13 protein-coding genes and 1 riboswitch are annotated in these 15581 nt (G+C 66.7%); of the genes, 5 read left to right on the top strand and 8 right to left on the bottom strand.

What is annotated here, in order from left to right:
- Positions 1 to 57: 57 nt before the first annotated feature.
- Positions 58 to 1164: a CaiB/BaiF CoA-transferase family protein gene (locus LDN95_RS11410; protein ID WP_226017801.1), complete on the top strand. Its 1107-nt coding sequence runs from the start codon at positions 58 to 60 to the stop codon at positions 1162 to 1164.
- 9 nt (positions 1165 to 1173) lie between these two features.
- On the opposite strand, the gene LDN95_RS11415 is transcribed toward LDN95_RS11410, so the two are convergent.
- From LDN95_RS11415 to modA, 3 genes are read right to left on the bottom strand one after another with little or no spacing between them, the layout of a single operon-like run.
- A complete protein-coding gene (locus LDN95_RS11415; RefSeq protein WP_226017802.1) occupies positions 1174 to 1797 on the bottom strand; it encodes an ATP-binding cassette domain-containing protein in 624 nt (207 codons plus the stop codon).
- Positions 1787 to 2494 carry a molybdate ABC transporter permease subunit gene (modB, locus tag LDN95_RS11420; protein ID WP_226017803.1) on the bottom strand — a complete coding sequence of 236 codons (708 nt, stop codon included), beginning with the start codon at positions 2492 to 2494 and terminating at the stop codon, positions 1787 to 1789. The genes LDN95_RS11415 and modB overlap by 11 nt, the downstream gene beginning before the upstream one ends.
- Positions 2494 to 3258 carry a molybdate ABC transporter substrate-binding protein gene (gene modA / locus LDN95_RS11425; RefSeq protein ID WP_226017804.1) on the bottom strand — a complete coding sequence of 255 codons (765 nt, stop codon included), beginning with the start codon at positions 3256 to 3258 and terminating at the stop codon, positions 2494 to 2496. Before modA ends, modB begins: the two co-directional genes overlap by 1 nt.
- 128 nt (positions 3259 to 3386) lie before the next feature.
- Between modA and LDN95_RS11430 the strand changes: the two genes are divergently transcribed.
- Positions 3387 to 4091: a thioredoxin domain-containing protein gene (locus LDN95_RS11430; RefSeq protein WP_226017805.1), complete on the top strand. Its 705-nt coding sequence runs from the start codon at positions 3387 to 3389 to the stop codon at positions 4089 to 4091.
- 19 nt (positions 4092 to 4110) lie between these two features.
- On the opposite strand, the gene uvrA is transcribed toward LDN95_RS11430, so the two are convergent.
- From uvrA to LDN95_RS11455, 5 genes are all read right to left on the bottom strand, one after another.
- A complete protein-coding gene (gene uvrA, locus LDN95_RS11435) occupies positions 4111 to 7095 on the bottom strand; it encodes an excinuclease ABC subunit UvrA (protein ID WP_226017806.1) in 2985 nt (994 codons plus the stop codon).
- A gap of 149 nt (positions 7096 to 7244) precedes the next feature.
- Positions 7245 to 7994 carry an ABC transporter ATP-binding protein gene (locus LDN95_RS11440; RefSeq protein ID WP_226017878.1) on the bottom strand — a complete coding sequence of 250 codons (750 nt, stop codon included), beginning with the start codon at positions 7992 to 7994 and terminating at the stop codon, positions 7245 to 7247.
- Positions 7994 to 8968 (bottom strand): iron ABC transporter permease, encoded by a 975-nt coding sequence (locus tag LDN95_RS11445; protein WP_226017807.1) that lies wholly within the window; start codon positions 8966 to 8968, stop codon positions 7994 to 7996. The genes LDN95_RS11440 and LDN95_RS11445 overlap by 1 nt, the downstream gene beginning before the upstream one ends.
- Entirely contained in the window at positions 8965 to 9909 is a 945-nt protein-coding gene (locus tag LDN95_RS11450) for an ABC transporter substrate-binding protein (protein ID WP_226017808.1), read from the bottom strand. Before LDN95_RS11450 ends, LDN95_RS11445 begins: the two co-directional genes overlap by 4 nt.
- Positions 9860 to 11770: a TonB-dependent siderophore receptor gene (locus LDN95_RS11455; protein WP_226017809.1), complete on the bottom strand. Its 1911-nt coding sequence runs from the start codon at positions 11768 to 11770 to the stop codon at positions 9860 to 9862. Before LDN95_RS11455 ends, LDN95_RS11450 begins: the two co-directional genes overlap by 50 nt.
- A gap of 107 nt (positions 11771 to 11877) precedes the next feature.
- A riboswitch (cobalamin riboswitch) is annotated at positions 11878 to 12080 on the bottom strand.
- Between the two features lie 148 nt (positions 12081 to 12228).
- On the opposite strand from LDN95_RS11455, the gene LDN95_RS11460 reads away from it, so the two are divergent.
- The 3 genes from LDN95_RS11460 (at position 12229) to mdh (ending at position 15400) form a co-directional block, all read left to right on the top strand.
- Positions 12229 to 13620, top strand: a complete 1392-nt coding sequence (locus tag LDN95_RS11460) for a cell wall hydrolase (RefSeq protein ID WP_226017810.1) — start codon at positions 12229 to 12231, stop codon at positions 13618 to 13620.
- 181 nt (positions 13621 to 13801) lie between these two features.
- Entirely contained in the window at positions 13802 to 14104 is a 303-nt protein-coding gene (locus LDN95_RS11465; RefSeq protein ID WP_226017811.1) for a hypothetical protein, read from the top strand.
- 333 nt (positions 14105 to 14437) lie between these two features.
- Positions 14438 to 15400 carry a malate dehydrogenase gene (gene mdh, locus LDN95_RS11470; protein ID WP_226017812.1) on the top strand — a complete coding sequence of 321 codons (963 nt, stop codon included), beginning with the start codon at positions 14438 to 14440 and terminating at the stop codon, positions 15398 to 15400.
- Positions 15401 to 15581 lie beyond the last annotated feature (181 nt).

Genomic DNA, 15581 nt, shown 5'->3' on the forward strand with positions numbered 1-15581 from the left:
GTGCGCTTGAATTGAAATCCCTTCCCGGCCATGGTTTCCCGCGATGGGAGACCTTGCATGAAACTGTCCGGAATCCGGGTGCTTGACCTGTCGAGCTACATTCCCGGCCCCTACCTGACGATGGCCATGGCCGATCATGGGGCAACCGTGGTCAAGGTCGAGGCACCCGGCGGCGACCATACCCGGCACATCGGCCTGAAGGACGGACCCGACACGGTATACTTCCGCAACTTCAACCGCGGCAAGCACAGCATCGTCCTGAACCTGAAGGATACGGCAGACCATGCCGCCTTCCTGCGGCTGGCGGACGAGGCCGACGTGCTCGTGGAATCGAACCGGCCCGGCGTCGCGGCGCGGCTGGGCATTGATCATGCCACCTTGGCCGCGCGCAATCCCCGCCTGATCACTTGCGCGATCAGCGCGTTTGGTCAGGATGGGCCGCGTTCGGGGCGCGCCGCACATGATCTGGCGCTGGAAGCCTTGACCGGCGTATTGGGCGCCAATCAGGGGAACGACGGTCAACCGGCCATGCCCGCGCTGCCATTGTCCGACTATTTGTCGGCGCTGAACGGGCTTTCGGCGGTGTTGATGGCACTTTATGCGCGCGAGCGTACCGGGCGCGGCGATTTCATCGATATTTCCATGCAGGAAGCGTTGCTGTCAGCCACCGCCAACGTACTTGGCCCAACGCTGGCCGAGAGCCGACAGCCCGTCATCGGGCACGAGCGCACCACCGGTGGAGCGGCGTTCTATCGCTGGTACGCCTGCAGCGATGGCGAGAAGTTGGCGCTGGCTGGGCAAGAGCCCAAGTTCATCGCGGCATTGTTGGGCCATCTCGGGCGGTCGGAACTTGTCCCGCTGTGCGACGCGCCAGGACCGCACCAGCAACCGGTGGTCGATACACTGGCCGCGTTCTTTGCCAGCCACACACTGGCGGAAGCGGGGGCGCTGCTCGACCGGATCGATGTATGCTGGGGTCGGGTCAACACCTATCCGCAAGCGCTTGAGGATGAACAGATCGCGGCGCGCGGCTTTGTGCTGACCGATGACCTCGGTCGGCGTCATCTAGGGCCGCCGATCCGCTTTGCCGATGAACCCGCGCGCGTCACCTTGCGTGCGCCAGCTCTGGGCGAGCATCAGGATCTGGCCCGCAAAGGCTGGTGACGGTGATGCTCAATCGAGTGCAATCACCGTATCGGCCAGTCGCGCAACATCTTCGGCCGAATGGGTCACCAGCAAGACCGGAAGCGCGAGATCACGGCGGATGCGGTCGATCACCTCGGCGATCGTGGCGCGGCGGGGCGCATCGACTGCGCTGAGCGGCTCATCCATCAACAGGAAGCGTGGCCCCGCCAGCAAAGCGCGGCCGATCGCTACGCGCTGTGCCTCGCCGCCCGATAGCGTGGACGGTTTGCGGTCCAGCAGTTCGCCAAGGCCAAGGAACGCGCAAGCCTCGGCCAGCGTCAGGAAGCGGCGCTTGTTCGGCGCCAGACGCTCGCCGAACTGCAGGTTTGCCCGCACGGTGAGGTGTGGGAACAAGCGATAATCCTGAAAGACGTAGCCGCAAGCGCGGCGCTCGGGCGGGTGATCGATCGCACCATTGCTGTCGAACAAAGCCACTCCACCCACCGTCACGTGGCCGGCGCGCGGACGTAACAGGCCTGCAATTGCATCGAGCGTGCTGGTCTTGCCTACGCCCGATGGCCCGACCAGCGCGGTCACGCCGGGGCCGCTGGTGAACGCAATACGGCGTTCCCACGTGCCGCGACGCAAGGTGACGGCCACGTCAAAGGACATGTCGGCTCTGACCTGCAGTGCCCATCCGCTGCGACAGCGCTTCGGATGCCACCAGCGCGACAAGCGAAAGTGCGACCGACACCAGCGCCAGCCGCGTTACCGTGGCATCGCCTCCCGGCACTTGCAGCGCGGCATAGATTGCCAGCGGCAAGGTCTGCGTTTCGCCCGGAATGTTCGACACGAACGTGATCGTGGCGCCGAATTCTCCCAGCGAGCGGGCAAACCCCAACACCGCCCCGGCCAGCACGCCGGGCAGCGCCAGCGGCAGCGTGATCGTGGCGAACGTGCGCCAAGGCCCAGCTCCCAACGTCCGCGCCGCTGCCTCAAGACGGGGATCGACCGCCTCGAGCGACAACCGGATCGCGCGGACCATCAGCGGCAGTGCCATCACCGCTGCCGCCAACGCCGCACCGGTCCAGCGGAACAACAGCGTCATCCCGAACAGGCGCTCCAGCGGCGCGCCAAGCAGGCCATGCGGCGCGAAGGCCACCAGCAACAGCCAACCCATCACGACCGGCGGCAGCACGAGCGGCAGGTGGATCAGCGCGTCGACCACGACCTTCCCCGGAAAACGCGCGCGCGCCAGCACCCACGCCAGCGCGAACGCGACCGGCAGCGTGCCCAACACCGCCACAATGCCGACTTTGGCCGACAACGCGACGATCTGCCACTCATCGACGGACAACCATGCGCCCATCAGCGTGTCGTGAAGCCAAAGCGATGGAAGATCGCGCGTGCCTCGGGCGAGAGCAGGAACCGGCGGAACGGCTCGGCATCGGGCGCGCTGGCACTCGTCAACCGGGCCAGCGGGTAGACGATCCGCGCATGGCTTTGCGGCGGGAACACACCGATCACCCGCACGCCGGGCTCGGCCCGCGCATCGGTGGCATAGACAATGCCCAATGGCGCGGCACCGCGCGAGACCAGCGCCAGCGCCGCGCGCACGTTCTCGGCACGCGCAAGCTGTCCGGAAACCAGCGGCCAGACCTTCAAGGCAATCAGGGCCTGCTTGCCATAGCGACCTGCCGGGACGGTATCCGGGTCCGCCATGGCCAGCCTGCCGTTCGGGCCCAGCGCCCTCGCCAATGCAAAACCGGGGCGGGGATCAAGCCGCAAAGTGCTGTTCGCCGGAGCCACCAACACCAGCGCGTTGCCGACCAGATCGGCGCGGCTGGCCGGGACGATCAACCGCGCGCGGGCCAGCTCGTTCATCCAATCCTCGTCAGCCGAGATGAACAAGTCAGCCGGCGCCCCTGCCAGCGCTTGCCGGGCCAGCGCCGAACTGGCCGCAAACGACAGCACCGGCCTTGGATGATGACGGGCGGCCCACACATCCGCCACGGCATTGAGCGATTCCTGCAAGCTCGCCGCCGCCAGCACGAGCGGCCCGCGTGTCTGCGCCTGCGCCGACGAAAGGGGAGCGAACAGCAACAGAAGCCATGCAAGGAACAGTCTGGTCATGCTGGCTGTATAACGTCGGGAACAGCCAAAGCGCAACCAAGGCGCGACCAAGCCTCAACGAGGGCATTGCCGTGACACGATGCAGTCAGCGGTTGCAATGCGACGCACGGCATGGAACGTCTGATTGCATGATCCATCTGCATCGTATCGCCCGTGCCGCGCTGACCCTGTTCGCGCTCACGCTGTTCTCGCCAGCCGCCCCCGCGCTTGCCGCCGACACCCCTGACAGCGGTTGGCGCGTGGCAACGCATGTTGCCCCCGCCGATGCGAGTGACCGCGTCCACGGATCGCCCACCGCCAATCTCAGCGTGATCATCTGGCTCGACCCCGAATGCCCGTACTGCAAGACGCTGGGTGCGATGCCGCAACGCGTGGTCGATGATCTGGGGACCGGGGTCAATCTGGTGGTGCGGTTGTTTCCCTTGCCGTTCCACGGGCAGGCCGCCGTGCAAGGCTCGCTGGCGTCGCTGTGCGTCGGCGATCAGGCGGGACCGGATGGCTATTACCGCTTTCTGGATGGCTGGCTCGCAGCAACCCAAGGCAACGGTCGGGGTCTGCCGGGCGCTTCGGGGCACGACGACCCGCTCGGCTTGCTCGCCGCCCAATCGGGTGCGCGGGACACGTCGGCGCTGGTTTCCTGTATCGGCAATCAGGACACTGGCCGCAGGCTGGTGCAGCAGATGCAGGCGGCCGAAGTTGCCGGCGTTCAGGGCACCCCCGCCATCGCCATCCGCGACAACCGCAATGGCCACACAATCATGGAGGACGGCGCGATTGCCGAGGCAGACTTGCGCCGCGCCATCGCCTTCCTGAGCAGCCAGGGCGCGGACTGATCCCCGCGCCCTTCGCGCTTCACTGCTTGAGCAGCGGTTTCAGGTAGTGTCCGGTGAAGCTGGCGGGGTTCTTCGCCACTTGTTCGGGCGTGCCTTCGGCCACCAGTTCACCGCCGCGCACCCCGCCTTCGGGACCGAGATCAAGGATCCAGTCGGCGGTCTTGATGACATCGAGGTTGTGTTCGATCACCACCACCGAGTTGCCCTGTTCAACCAGCCGGTGCAGCACTTCCAGCAGCTTGCGAACGTCCTCGAAATGCAGACCGGTGGTCGGCTCATCGAGGATGTAGAGCGTTTGCCCGGTCGAGCGGCGCGCCAGTTCCTTGGCCAGCTTGACCCGCTGCGCCTCGCCGCCCGATAGCGTGGTCGCCTGCTGGCCGACCTTGATGTAGCCCAGACCGACTTCGGCGAGCATGTGCATCCGCTCGCGGATCGGTGGCACCGCCTTGAAGAATTCGACCGCATCCTCGATCGTCATGTCGAGCACATCGGCGATCGAGTGGCCCTTGAACTTCACGTCGAGCGTTTCGCGATTGTACCGCTTGCCGCCGCACTCCTCGCACGTGACATAGACGTCGGGCAGGAAATGCATCTCGATCTTGATCAGGCCGTCGCCCTGACAGACCTCGCAGCGCCCGCCTTTGACGTTGAAGCTGAACCGCCCCGGCTTGTACCCGCGCGCTGCGGATTCGGGCAGCCCGGCAAACCAGTCACGGATCAGTGTGAACGAGCCGGTGTACGTGGCCGGGTTGGAGCGCGGGGTGCGACCGATCGGCGACTGGTCGATCTCGATCACCTTATCGCAATTTTCCAGCCCGCGAATGGCATCGTGCGCGCCCGCCACCACGCGCGCGCCGTTGAGCACCCGCGCCGCCCCGGCCTGCAAGGTGTCGATGGTCAGCGACGACTTGCCCGAGCCTGACACGCCGGTGATGCAGCAGAACGTACCCAGCGGGATCTTGGCCGTCACGTTCTTGAGGTTGTTGGCGCGCGCGCCTTCGATCACGATCTTCTTGCCGTTGCCCTTCCGCCGCTTGGCAGGAACCTCGATCCGCCTTGCACCGGTCAGGTATTGGCCGGTCAGGCTGTTGGGATTGCCCAGAATGTCGGCAAGCGTTCCTTGCGCCACGATCTCCCCGCCATGGATGCCCGCGCCCGGCCCCAGATCGAGAATATGGTCGGCGGTGCGGATCGCATCCTCGTCATGCTCGACCACGATCACGGTATTGCCCAGATCGCGCAGCCGCTTGAGCGTTTCGAGCAGCCGGTCGTTGTCGCGCTGGTGCAACCCGATCGACGGCTCATCGAGCACGTAGAGCACGCCCGAAAGCCCCGACCCGATCTGGCTGGCCAGACGGATGCGCTGCGATTCACCGCCCGACAAAGTGCCCGAGGTGCGGTCGAGGTTGAGGTAATCGAGCCCGACATTGTTGAGGAAGCCAAGTCGCTCGTTGATTTCCTTGAGGATTGCCTTGGCGATCTGGCTTTGCTGGTTGGTCAGTTGCGCATCGAGCGCCCCGTACCACTCCACTGCTGCCGCAACCGACAGGCACGTCACGCTCGATATATCGCGCCCGGCGACTTTCACCGACAGCGCCTCTGGCTTGAGCCGCGCACCGTTGCAGGTCTCGCATGGCTGGGCGGTCTGGTACTTGCCCAGTTCCTCCTTCATCCACGCGCTTTCGGTCTGCAACAGGCGCCGGTTGAGGTTGCCGATCACCCCCTCGAACGCCTTTTGCACGGTGTAGCTCTTCTTGCCGTCGACGAAGGTCAGCGGCACCGCCTTGCCACCGGTGCCGTAGAGAATGACCAGCTTGATCTCACCCGGCAGCGCTTCCCACGCGGTATCGAGCTTGAACCCGTAATGCGCCGCCAGACTGGCCAGAACCTGCATGTAATAAGGGCTGGGCGGGTTGGACTTGGCCCACGGAACGATCGCGCCCTGCTTCAGGCTGAGGTTCTCGTTCGGCACCACCAGTTGCGGATCGAACAGCAGCTTTTCGCCCAGTCCGTCGCACGCCGGGCACGCACCTTGCGGCGCGTTGAACGAGAACAGCCGGGGTTCGAGCGCATCGAGCGTGAACCCGCTGACCGGGCAGGCAAACTTTTCGGAAAAGACGATACGGTTGGCGGGCAGGCCGGTCTTTTTCATGCCGGCCTTTTTTGCCGCACTTTTGCCGGCATCCACCCCGTTCGCCTCAAGCGAAGTCGACAGATCACTTGCGGGTGCCACGACTTCGCTCGGCGCGTGTGGCGCGGAGGGTTGCAGTTCCGCCACCGTCGAATCCGCCAGATCGATGTAGACCAGCCCGTCAGCCAGCTTGAGCGCCTGTTCGAAGCTGTCGGCAAGGCGGGTCTGGATGCCGTCGCGCACCGCGATGCGATCGACCACGACTTCAAGATCGTGCTTGAGCTTCTTGTCGAGCGCGGGCGCGTCCTCGATCGCATAGACTTCGCCATCGATGCGGACGCGGGTGTAGCCCGCCTTCTGCCATTCGGCCAGTTCCTTGCGGTATTCGCCCTTGCGACCCCGCACCACCGGAGCCAGCAGGAACGCGCGCGTCCCTTCGGGCAGCGTCATCACCCGGTCGACCATCTGGCTGACGGTTTGCGCGGTGATCGGCAAGCCGGTGGCGGGCGAATAGGGAATGCCCACCCGCGCCCACAGCAGGCGCATGTAGTCGTAGATCTCGGTCACCGTCGCCACGGTCGAGCGCGGGTTGCGGCTGGTCGTCTTCTGCTCGATCGAGATGGCCGGAGACAGCCCGTCGATATGCTCGACATCGGGCTTCTGCATCATTTCGAGGAACTGGCGGGCATAAGCCGAAAGGCTTTCGACATAGCGCCGCTGCCCTTCGGCATAGATCGTGTCGAACGCCAGGCTCGACTTGCCCGAGCCGGAAAGCCCGGTGATGACGATCAGACTGTCGCGCGGCAGATCGACGTCGAAACCCTTGAGGTTATGCTCACGCGCGCCGCGAATGGAGATTTGCGATAAGGACATGGGACGGCGGTGTTCCAGATTTGTTCGATTCCCGCAAGCCCGTGTGCGGGACCTTTTGCGCAAGTGGGGAAGCCCGCCCCCACCCGCAAGGTGGAACTTGGGGCGAGCGGTCCGGCAGCGTGCCTTCCGCGCGACGATCCTTCAGCGGATCATGCCTCCCCGACCGCCAACGCCCTTGCACCAGGTTCGCCCAGCCATTGCGCGTCGACGCCCCAGACCATGCGGATCAAGCCAGCAGTCAGCGCCTGTTCGGGCGGGCCCTGCGCCACAACGACGCCATGGTCGAGCACGATTACCGCATCGGCGTGGTTCATAGCCTGCGCCAGATCGTGGAGCACGACCAACACGCCGCGCCCCTCGTCATGTGCCAGTGCGCGCAGCCGCAGCAGCAGCGCGCGGGCTTGCGCCATGTCGAGACTGGCGACCGGCTCATCGGCCAGTATCCAGTGCGGTTCGCCCGCCAGCACGCGCGCCAGCAAGGCGCGGGCGCGCTCACCTCCCGACAATGTATGCACCGCGCGATCGGCAAGGTGGGTCAGGTCCAGCGCTTTCAGCGCTGCCGCGACGGCCTGTTCATCCACTGCCAGGCCTGCCCGATGCGGCAGGCGCCCCAGTCCGGCCAGCGTGCGGACCGACAGGTTCCACGCCACTTCGGCGCTTTGCGGCAGATAGCCGATGATCCGGGCACGGTCGCGCGCGCTCCATCGCGCCAGCAGCCTGCCATCGAGCCGCACGGCGTTGGTCCCCCTGCCCGGCAGCAGTCCGGCCATGGCGGTCAGCAGCGTGGACTTGCCCGCCCCGTTGCAACCAAGGATGGCGGTGACCCGGCCCGGCTCCGGGGCAAAGTCCACCTCGTGCAGCCGGTTGCGGACGAACAGGGCGCGCGCTTCCAGTTGCATCATGCGATCTCGCGCCGCAGCTGCACCAGCAACCGCAGAAAGAAGGGTGCGCCGATCAGGCTCAGCGCGATGCCCAGTCGCAATTCGCCGCCTTGCAGCGGCACCAGACGGCACAGCGCATCGGCCACCACGACCAGCAAAGCACCCGCCAGCGCGCTCGGCGCGATCAGCGCGGAAGGGCGCTGGTCGGTCCATGGGCGCACCAGATGCGGCACCACCAGTCCGACAAAGCCGACGATGCCCGCCACCGCCACCCCGCCGCCGACCACCAGCCCGACGCCCGCGATCATCAGCGCCTGCAACCGCCCGTGGCGCACGCCAAGCGAGCGGGCCGCCGCCTCGCCCAGCGTCAGCGCATCGAGCGCAGGCCCGGCCAGCACGAGCAGCGCAAGCCCGGCCAGCGTCAGCGGTGTGGCGATGGCCACTTCGTGCCAGCCGCGATCGGCCAATGCGCCCATCAGCCAGGTCACAATCTCGCTCATCGCAAAGGGATTGGGCGACAGGCTGATGGCAAGGCTGGTCAGCGCGCCGGCCAGACTGGCGATCATCATCCCCGCCAGCGTGAACAGGGCCAGTCCGCCCTCACGCCCGGCGATCAGCGCCAGCAAGGCCATGCCCAGCGCCGCGCCGCCCAGCGCGAAGGCAGGGAGAAGGAACTCTTGCGCGGCATAGCCGGTGAACAACGACAGGACCGCGCCAAGCGCCGCCATCGGTGCGACGCCGAACAGTCCGGGGTCGGCCAGCGGGTTGCGCAAATAGCCCTGCATCGCGGCACCCGCTCCGCCAAGCCCTGCGCCCAGCACCGCCGCCAGCAGTGTGCGCGGCAGGCGCAGTTCCATCAGGATCGGCACGGCATGGCGCACCGGCGAGCCCAGCGGGTCGATCCACACCTGCCCCGCCATCAGCGCCAGTGGCACGGCCAGCAACAGCAACAGCAACAGCAACAGGGCGAGATTGCCGTTCAATCGGCTCATTGCGACCCTGCGTCATAAGCGCGGCGCACTTGTGCAAGCTGCGCGGCGGCGCGGATGATCGTCGGGCCGCCGCAATAGAGCAGTCCAGGGGCAAAGCGGGCGCGGCGTGTTCCGGTCAGGTGGGCCAGCGCCGGATGCGCCAGCGCGCGGTCGGCCCCGGCCGTGATGACCAATTGCGGCGGATCGGCCAGCACGCGCTCCAGCGGCAGTTGCTGCCCCTGACCAAGCCCGCGCGCGGCGGCAAAGTTGGCAAGCCCTGCATGACGCATAAGGTCAGCGATCAAGGTGGCATCGCCGGGCACGATCCCCCCCGGCTCCCACATCAGCGTGGCGACCGGCGGTGAGCCCGGCGTGGGCTTGGCTGCAGCAAGCGCCGCGTCGATCCGTGCCACCAGCGCCGCACCGCGTTCGGGATGCCCGGCCAGCGCCGCCAGCCGCAGTACTTGCGCGCGGGCATCGGGCACGTTGGCGGCCATACCGAAGGTTTCCAGTCGCAGCCCCAGCCGTCGATAGGCCGCAGCGGTTGCCGGATCGATGAAACTGCCATCGACGACCAGATCGGGCCGCAGCGCCAGCACTTCCTCGACCGTGCCACGGGTAAAGGCAAAGCGCCGCGCCACCGCCGGATCGAGCGATGAGGCGCGCGGATCGGCGCTGTAGTGCGACAGCGCCAGCACTTGCGACCGGTCGGCGACTTCGGCCAGAATCGCGTCGGTACAGGGGTTCAGCGAGACGATAGTGGGGCGCGAGTGGGCAACCTTGGCTTGCGGAACCTCGGCCTGAGACTGTGGGGCGCAACCGCTTTGCAACGGACAGATCGCCAGCAGGGAGAGGGCCAGCAGCCCCCTCCCCTTGCCCCGCCGATGCCGGGCGCGCGTGGCGTGTGGCGGGTTAATAGCGCACCCGCAGACCACCGAACGCGGCGCGGCCCCAAGTGCCATAGCCCGCCGCCGTCGGACGGTTCTGATCGAGCAGGTTCTCGACCCGGCCATAGACTTCCACGCCCTTGGCCACCGGCAGGCTCGCCCGCAGCGCCAGCAGTACGCCGGGCTGCAGACGCACGGTGTTCGCGGCGTTGTCATAGCTGGCCGAGCGAACCGTGACATCAGCCCCGAGCGCAAGATCGCGCAGCGGCGTCGTCCAGTCGAGCGTGGTCGTCAGGCTGTGGTGGGGGCGGCGCGCCAGATCCTTGCCGAAGGTCGCCGCGCCGGGCGTGCGGTTGGTCGCCTCAAGATACGTGTAGACCACGGCCGCCTTGACAGTTTCGACCGGCTTCACCGTCAATTCCGCTTCAACGCCTTGCGCGCGAGCCTTGCCGACGTTGTCATAGAAGCCATAGCGGCCATCGTTGCACAGGGCATTGCTGACCGAGAAGCACGAGACATAGCCGATCTGGTTGCGCGTATCGCGGCGGAACAGCGTGGTGGTGGCGTGTACCAAACCGTTGCTGCTCGCCCACTCGATCCCCGCGTCATAGCTGCGCGAACGTTCGGGCACGAGCGCGCCGTTGCCGTAATCACTGAACAGTTGATACAGGGTCGGCGCCTTGAACCCCTCGCCATAGCTGGCGCGCAGGCGCAGGCCTTGCGCCACCGCGACCGAGCCGTTGGCCCCGAACGTCCAGTTGGTACCGAAGCGGCTGTGATCGTCCACGCGCGCGCCAGCGGCAAGCAAGGCGGTGCCGTTGTCCCAGGTCAGCAGCGCATGACCGCTGGTCAGTCGTGCGCGCTGGCGGGCGTCATACGTCGACTGAAAGCGCGTCCATTCGCTGTCGGCCCCGACATTGAGCGACAGATTTTGCGGCAACGGCACGTGCGCGGACAAGTCGGCCCGTTCGCTATAGCCGCGATAGCCGTACTGCACGTCGCTGCCATAGGTCGGGTCGTAATAGTCGCGCGCTGTCTGGGCGTGGGCATAGCCTGCGTCGACCGTCAGGCCACCGTCGCGGTACTGCACCCCGGCGCGTCCCGAGAACTGGCGCGTGATCTGGTATTCGGGCGTATCGCCGAATGTGTAAGTCGGGGCAGGATAGCCATCGATATCGGTGTGCGTATCGGCATAGCGGCCGGTAGCAACCAGCGACAGCGTGTCGGTCAGCGCATAGCGTCCCTTGCCGCCGACGCGCCATTGGCGGAACCCGTCGCCCTCGGTGCCGGAAGCGGCGGACGAAACGCCGTCGGTGCCCGCCAGCCCGGCGCTGAGCGTCAGCGCATAGCGTTCCTGCTTGATCCCCGCTGCTGCATCCCCTGCATAGCTGCCGTGCGATCCGGCTTCGGCGCTGGCGCGGACGCCGTTGAGGTCGGCGCTGCTGACAGCGATCACGCCGCCGATCGCCGCGCTGCCCCAGACCACCGAGTTCGAGCCGCGCAGCACGTCGATCCGGTCGATCCCGCCCGGCGTCAGCGTGCCGAAGTCGAACCCGCCCGAAGGGCCGGACACGTCCTCCACCCGCAAGCCGTCGACCAGCACGAGCACCTGCTCGCTGTCCGACCCGCGCAGGCGCACGCCGGTGAACGCGCCGGGGCCGCCGTTGCGGCTGAGCGACAGGCCGGGAACGAGCGCGAGCGCGCGGGTGATGTCGAGGCCCTGCACGCGGTCGAGATCGGCGGCAGTCACCACCGTGACGGGCTGGCCGGCCTTGTCGACGCTCAGCGCGCTGCCGGTGGCAAGGACGGTGATTGCTTCTGGACGGATCGTGTCGGAAATCAGAACGCTGTCGGTCGTTTCAGCCAGCGCGGGACTGGCAAAGGCAGTCAGAACGGTGGCGGACAGGACTGTGGCGGCAAGCAAAATGGACTTCATGCGTCAAACTCCCGGCCCATGGACGTTTGCCGTCCATGGCGAGAGGGTGCGCGGGGCCTTAGCTGGCACGCACCATCACGCATACGCCCGGTACACCCCGCCCGGCCGCGGAACGACCACACACCGGCAGGTTTCCTGGCTCGCCCGGGTCATCGCTCCCTGCCCGCCTTCCCAGCTTGCGCCAGTGGCATATGGACAGGGCGCTATCGGGCACAGTTGCGGGGGCAGCTTCGGTCAAGGTCCGATTGGCGGACTTCTCCGAATTCCCTCTTAGCCCCCGTTAAGGGGCACCGGTGGCGTCGGGAGGGTCGTTAGCGCCGCCTGCACCATCGGGCAAGCCCCTGCTTCCGCTCGCAATCGGCGCGGGGTACGGTTAACCGCCCAGCAACCCTGTGTGCCGTAGCGGGACGGGACGGAATGGCTGGATGCACCCGATGCGGGCCTGCGCTAGCGCAATCATGAACAGGAGCGCGCGTAAGGATCCGATGCCGCTGGAAATCGCCTATCGACCGGTCATCCTGCCGCCGCACCTCGTGCGTGATGCGGCAGGAATAACCGCGCCCGGCGAGATCACATCAAGCGACTCGCTGTCTCTTGCTCCGCAGCAGGATCAGCGGCAGCCCCTGCCCTTGGCCGATCCCTTTGCCCCGCGTGAATTCACCGCGCGCATCCGCACGCGCGACGTGGTGTCGGTACGCCGAATGCTCAACCGCGCCTCGATCTGGCGGCAGCGTTTGGGCGGCGTGGCGGCCATCGGCGCGCTGGCGCTGGTGCTGGGTGTGATCGGCTGGGGCAATCCCGGCGGGATCGATGCCGCCGCCGCACACGAACGCATCGCGGGCTTGCAGCCATTTGAACAACCCGGCGACAGCTTTCCCGGATCGGCGTTCTATTATCTTTCGCCGCAAGACACCGGCCTGCTCAGCCCCGATGCGGCCGAAGCGGCGTGGAAGCGCAACCTCGCCACGATCCACGGTGACGATGCGCCCGCCCCGGTGCCCGATGCTTCGGGCGCGTTCGACAATCCCACCGCGCGCCCCCTGTTCCTGCGCGGCAGCGGACAGGACCAGTGGCGCGCGCTGCAATGCCTGACTGCCGCGATCTATTACGAAGCTGCCAGCGAACCTGACGGCGGCCAGCGAGCGGTGGCGCAAGTCGTGCTCAACCGTGTCAGCCATCCGGCGTTCCCCAAGACGGTGTGCGGCGTGGTCTATCAGGGGTCGGAGCGGCCCGGCTGCCAGTTCAGCTTTGCCTGCGACGGCGCGCTGGCCCGCGCGCCGGTTCGCCAGTTCTGGGACCGCGCGCGGCGCGTGGCGGAACAGGCGCTGGCGGGCTTCGTCTATGCCCCGGTCGGCCTTGCCACGCATTACCACACCACCGCCGTGCATCCCTATTGGGCCGACAGCCTGCGCTTTGTCGGCACGATCGGCGCGCACCGCTTCTATAGCTGGACTGGACGCGCCGGACGCGCCGACAGCTTTGCCGTGGCCTACAGCGGTGGCGAGCCGCTGGCCGCACCGCATCCCCGCACCTGGACCCCGGCCATAGCCGATATTGCCGATCCGGTTGCGCTGGAGCAGGCGTTCGAGGCCGGGCGTATCGCGGCCCTGCGCCAGACGCAGGCCAGCGGCAGCCCAAGCAGTACCCTGATGTCCGGTGCCGCCTTCGGCCAGCAACCTTTACCCCATGCCGTCGGCCCGGCGTATGCGCCGCAATGGCAGCAACGGGGCGGCGATGCGGCCTTGCGCGCGCCGGCCTCGCCCGAGGCGGCCAAGAGCGGTTCGGGCGCCCCGCTCGCCAACCCGGCGTTCGAGAACGCGGGCAAATGGATCGCTCAGCCTGGCGGATGAACCAGCGCAACATAGTGAATCAACGCGCTATTCCCCCCACATCGTTATCCGGCTCTTTACTGTAACGCCTCATAGGGTGTTCACGCAGACGGGCCTAATGCGGTTTCCGACGAGGTCGGCTGCGTCGGACCCTTGTGCCAGCACGCAGGTCCGGTGCCCGACCGCAAGGAAGGATCTGTCGATGCTGCGTTTCGCCCCCCGCTATGGAATCGTGTCGCCCTGCCTCGTGCGGCCGACGCGCGGATGGCAATTGCGCGCGGTCAACGACAACGCCAACCGCCGCGCCGCGCCCGCCCACTGGACCGGCGACGATGCCATGCTCGAAGCCGCCTTGCGCCTGTTCGGCAGCCACGGCCTGTCGGCCGCCGCCCATGCCGCGGCGAGCGCAGACAGTGCGCAGGCGGCCGGTGACTTCGAAAAAGCGCGCTGGTGGATCGGGGTCAGCCGCCTGCTGGATGGTCGCGCCCGGCGGGTGCAGCGCTGAGTCGTCAAGCCGCGTAACTTTGCAAATCTAAACCACGTCGGCGATGGATCGAACCCATTACCCAAACACCCCGGCCACGCCCACGCTGCAAACGGCGACCGTTTGCCGTTGGGGACTTCGCGCGGCAAAGCCTTGCCGGACCGCCCTTGATATTGCGAACTGTTATCAAATAAACCCGGATTTCTGCGGTTTTTGCGCCTTGCAATCGTCATTTTACAGGCCTACGGACCCTGAGCCGCCCGATCCCTTCCCGTCACGCGGGGCGCGAGGAGGAGTGCCGACGGCGGTAGCTTGACCTCTTGTCCCGCGACTTACGGGAAAGGACCGTAGAGCATGGCTCGCAAGAAGATCGCGCTGATCGGCGCCGGCAACATCGGTGGCACGCTCGCACACCTCGCCGCCCAGAAGGAACTGGGCGACATCGTCCTGTTCGACGTCGTGGAAGGCGTGCCCCAGGGCAAGGCGCTCGACCTGTCGCAGTGCGGCCCGGTCGAAGGATTCGATGCCAAGATCACTGGCTCGAACGATTACAAGGACATCGCTGGCGCAGACGTGATCATCGTCACCGCCGGTGTCGCCCGCAAGCCGGGGATGAGCCGCGATGACCTGCTCGGCATCAACCTCAAGGTGATGAAGGCTGTCGGCGAAGGCATTCGCGACAACGCGCCCGACGCATTCGTCATCTGCATCACCAACCCGCTCGACGCGATGGTCTGGGCACTGCGCGAGTTCTCCGGCCTGCCGACCCACAAGGTCGTCGGCATGGCAGGCGTGCTCGACTCGGCCCGCTTCAGCCACTTCATCGCCGATGAGTTCGACGTCTCGGTCAAGGACGTGAACACGTTCGTGCTCGGTGGCCATGGCGACACGATGGTTCCCGTCGTCCGCTACTCGACGGTCAACGGCATCCCCGTGCCCGACCTGATCAAGATGGGCCTGTCGACGCAGGAAAAGATCGACGCGATCGTGCAGCGCACCCGTTCGGGCGGCGGCGAGATCGTGGCGCTGCTCAAGACCGGGTCGGCGTTCTATGCGCCCGCCACCTCGGGCATCGCGATGGCCGAAGCGTATTTGCGCGACCAGAAGCGCATCTTGCCCTGCGCGGCTTATGTCGATGGCCAGTACGGCGTTGACGGCCTCTACGTCGGCGTGCCGGTGCTGATCGGCGCAGGCGGCGTGGAAAAGGTGATCGAGATCGAGCTGGACGAAGCCGACAAGGCCGGCCTCAAGGTCTCGGTCGATGCGGTCAAGGAACTGCTGGTGGCGTGCAAGGGCATCGACCCCTCGCTCGCCTGATCGGGTCGGAACCGGTGACGGAGCGTTCTGCTTCGCTTCGCCGGTTCCCCCCTGCGAACGGATCGCTCCGCCGCCGCTTGCCCCGGTTCAGCTTGGGTCAACGTGGACGGGACCAACGGAGCGGCCCGTTTGCAAGAACCGCGTAAGTGCGCAGGCAGCAGCGGTTCCGCGTGGTTAAGAA

This window comes from Novosphingobium sp. FKTRR1 (assembly GCF_020404405.1).
Taxonomy (GTDB): Bacteria; Pseudomonadota; Alphaproteobacteria; order Sphingomonadales; family Sphingomonadaceae; genus Novosphingobium.